Source organism: Endozoicomonas sp. SESOKO2, from assembly GCF_024606245.1.
Lineage (GTDB): Bacteria > Pseudomonadota > Gammaproteobacteria > Pseudomonadales > Endozoicomonadaceae > Endozoicomonas_A.
The window spans coordinates 1-3,342 of the sequence record NZ_JAHHPQ010000293.1 but is presented as its reverse complement, the minus strand read 5'-3'; the positions used below and the strand labels follow the sequence as shown (position 1 = coordinate 3,342).

The window sequence follows — 3,342 nt, the reverse complement described above, 5'->3', positions numbered from 1 at the left end:
ACGCTGTTCAAAAACTCTTCGGCAATTTTTGTCAGCTCATCGGATCTGAGCACCAAAGCGTTACTGGCGTTGAGTGACTGCCGCAAGTAGTCATCCTTAATGGATTTCTCAAACAATGGATCGTTATTCATTTCATACATCATGGTATACAGCTCTTCTGTTAAGGAAGGATCGTGAGTGCCATAGTTGCCCCGGTCAGTGTAGCTTCCCCACTGGCAAGCATTGGGCCAACAATACGTTAGACAACCACCTTTCGAGTGTGTCAATTCATACAGGTAATGACTGAAGGCCTGCTTAATTGCTTTCTCGCATTTGTTTTTTAAGTCAGTTATAAGTTTCTGCTCCTCCTCTGATAGCTCACGGGACTCAGCAATGGATTTGTTTTCGCTGCGGACATCATCTCTATGTTGCCTAATTAGATTCAGTGACATGTCTTCATTAAAATAGCCACCGGGACTTTCAAATAATGCATGCATCCGAATTTTAAGATCAGCTAAAGCTTGCATGTGATGGAGTCTTTGTTCTTTTTTGACCGCCTCATATTGATTGATTTTTTTCGATAGCTGCCTCAAGCCCGGGCTATTCTCAGTTTTATGCTGTAACAGGGCGTTGGTCTTTTCATTAATTGCTGTGTCGAGCCAGCGAGGTTGCCCCATGATAATGACCGGACGGTGGTTCGCCTTCCCCGAGATTAACTGCACAAATGCAGGGTCGTGCACCAGCATTCGTTCTATATTCGGAATGCCATCAGGCTCGTCCGACCAGGCGTCCTGTAAAGATGAATCGGCAATTTTACCTTTAAGGAATGACGAACATCCACCATGACCCTGAGTGATGAAAAAGGCAGAGGTATCACTTCTTTCCTCTTGTAAGCTTCTATAAAACAATTGCCATGCCTGGCTATTTTTTTCCCTGGACAAGAATTCCTGATACCACTTTTTCAGGCAATGTGCGGCTTTAACTTTCAGTTCGTCGACGTCTTCCAGACGCACCAGTAGCTGATGCAGTTCACGGGGCAGTGAAGCGTTGTTCTCATCGAACGGCAGTGGGTCCAGCCAACCCGATTCCAGGGCTTCACGGGCAAAGTGAATAACCGAAGGTTTGGTTAAGTCACTGTCTTCCAGTATTTTCACAATTAATCTCACCCATTGGTGAGAGTTTGCTCCAGCCTGGTCAACCATTTTTGAATGGATTGACTTGAGTAGTTCAGTGACCTGATCTTCATCGCTGTTAGACAATATTTGTTTGACCGCCTCCGACATTGATTTATAAATATGCCAGTCTTTGCGAGTCATAGTATCTTTCCATGACTTCCCGAAATGGCTCAATGCGTTTGTCCCCAGCGACTCTGTCAACCAGGCCACAGTATCTTTCCATGGCTTCTCGAAATAGCTCAATGCGTCTGTCCCCAGCGACTCTATCATCGAGACGCCCATGGCAAAGCCGGTTAAATCATTTCTCTCCCAGAGATTCCTGATTATACTGGAGAAACTTAGATTCGCTTCTCGCCATGCACTTTGGGTATCAAGGTTTTTTTTCAGTTCCCCGAGGCTCATAGCACAAGCTTTAGCCAGATCTTGCTGCTGTGCTGAATCAGCACCTTTTAGCAGGGCTTTCAAGTGACCCTTAATCGTCCTTAACACAGTGCCGGGATCATCGACCTTCCTGACAGGCTGAAAATTGTAGGTAATTTTTGTCTTCTCTGCGCCTGCCCCGCCCAAATTTACCGACTCCCAGGTTTGGCCTTTATCCGGGGAATACTCTGCAAAGTGGTGGATAAGGCTTGTAACTTGCCGACATGGAATCCCGAAATAACGACAAAGTGCTATAAAAACAGGTACACGATGACGACAGCTACCCTGGCGCTGGGTTACCAGGAAATGAAAGAAATTCTTTTCGCGATTTGGTTTAGTCTTACCGGAAAACTGTTGGCAATACTCCGTGATTGCCTGAATGCGTTGTGTCGTGCCATGAGCGTTTGCTATTTTCCGCAAAGGCTTCCGTATTTCGGAGGGCTGTTGGCCAATATTCGTAAACAGTCCGTCCAGTACTTTTTTCATCCCTTCTGAACAGCGGGTGTCAAACCGTATTGATCGATCTGTTCGGGCTTCTTTAAGCGATGATTTTCTTTCCTGTGCTCTGGCTTCTACGACATAAGTCACCTGAATACTCTGGTCGGCTCTGGCCTCCGGAACAAACAGTGTGTGAAGCCCGGTATATCCACCCCTGATCAGGGTAAATGCCAAATCGGGTTCGATACGCAGGGCCACGATATAGTCGTCAGGCGTCAGGCTGGGCAATATACATTCGCCATTCTCCGGTGAACATTTAAAAGTCCCCAGCGTTTGATTGCTGGCTAGTGTTACTTCCTGGTCATGCTCCGGCAACCGGGCAGGCATGAGGGTTTCGACCCTCTGCATCAGTTGATCACTGATCTCGAACAGTTCGATGTCACCCTCAGCGGTCACATTAATATCATCTAAGCAAAAGCGATACATTCTGGAAGAAGGTTCCTGCGTAGCAAAAATTATATGGTCATCACAATGATTTGGCTTGCGGTTCTCATAGTTCGTGTCCCAGTCCAATGTTAAAGTATATTTTACCTGGACTGCCGGATCGTATTGTTCAGAATTGTCAACCCTGTGGTTCGGCTGACCATTTATCTGATGCCAAAACGCAGGCCACAATTGAACGGTATTGGAATTCCATATCCTTATCCGCAGATCAGCTTCCTCAAGATAAGGCTGGGAAGCAGGTAATTTAAGCGTTTGTACCTCTTCTTCCGTCAGGGGAAATACGCTATTGGCGTCAATGCCCGTCTGGTCAAACGTACGATTAAACCAGCTTTGCTGCCAGTGTCGGTACAGTGCCCGGGTGAGAATATCATCCGACTGATCCGGGGTCAGGGAAAGACCGGATGCCTGCCATCTGGCCTGAGCCACCCTTTTGATAACTTCTGTTTTGGCCTCCTCTTCACTCAGAAGGGTATTAATGCGAATTTCATGGCGTTTTTCATTAGTGCTGTTGCGATCACTTTGTCGTATCAACCACGGATGATCAATGCTCGATACCGTTTCGTAGAGCCATTGGCTCAGCTTATGTGCAAGCGCTCCTTTACCCAAGGCAAGTTCCGATGACTCGGGCAGTTCCTCCAGCGATATGTTGGCGGCCATCAGGTAAAGCCGGTAGTGCTGAGTGAGGCATTGATGAATGGCTTTTTCGGTAAAATCGCCCCCTCTGATAACCGCTCTGGCGACATTCTGCAAGTCAAGGCTGGTCGGCTGCAACGGCAGGTTTTTGCGTTGCAGGCAAGCCCTTAAACGACAATGTATTTCCGTCACC

Annotated in this window: 1 protein-coding gene; it reads right to left on the bottom strand. The window is 47.2% G+C overall.

Going from position 1 to position 3,342, the window contains the following annotated elements; genetic code table 11:
- Positions 1 to 3,342 (bottom strand): transglutaminase-like domain-containing protein (locus KDK17_RS06725; RefSeq protein WP_257287668.1); only part of this gene is annotated, 3,342 nt, incomplete at both ends.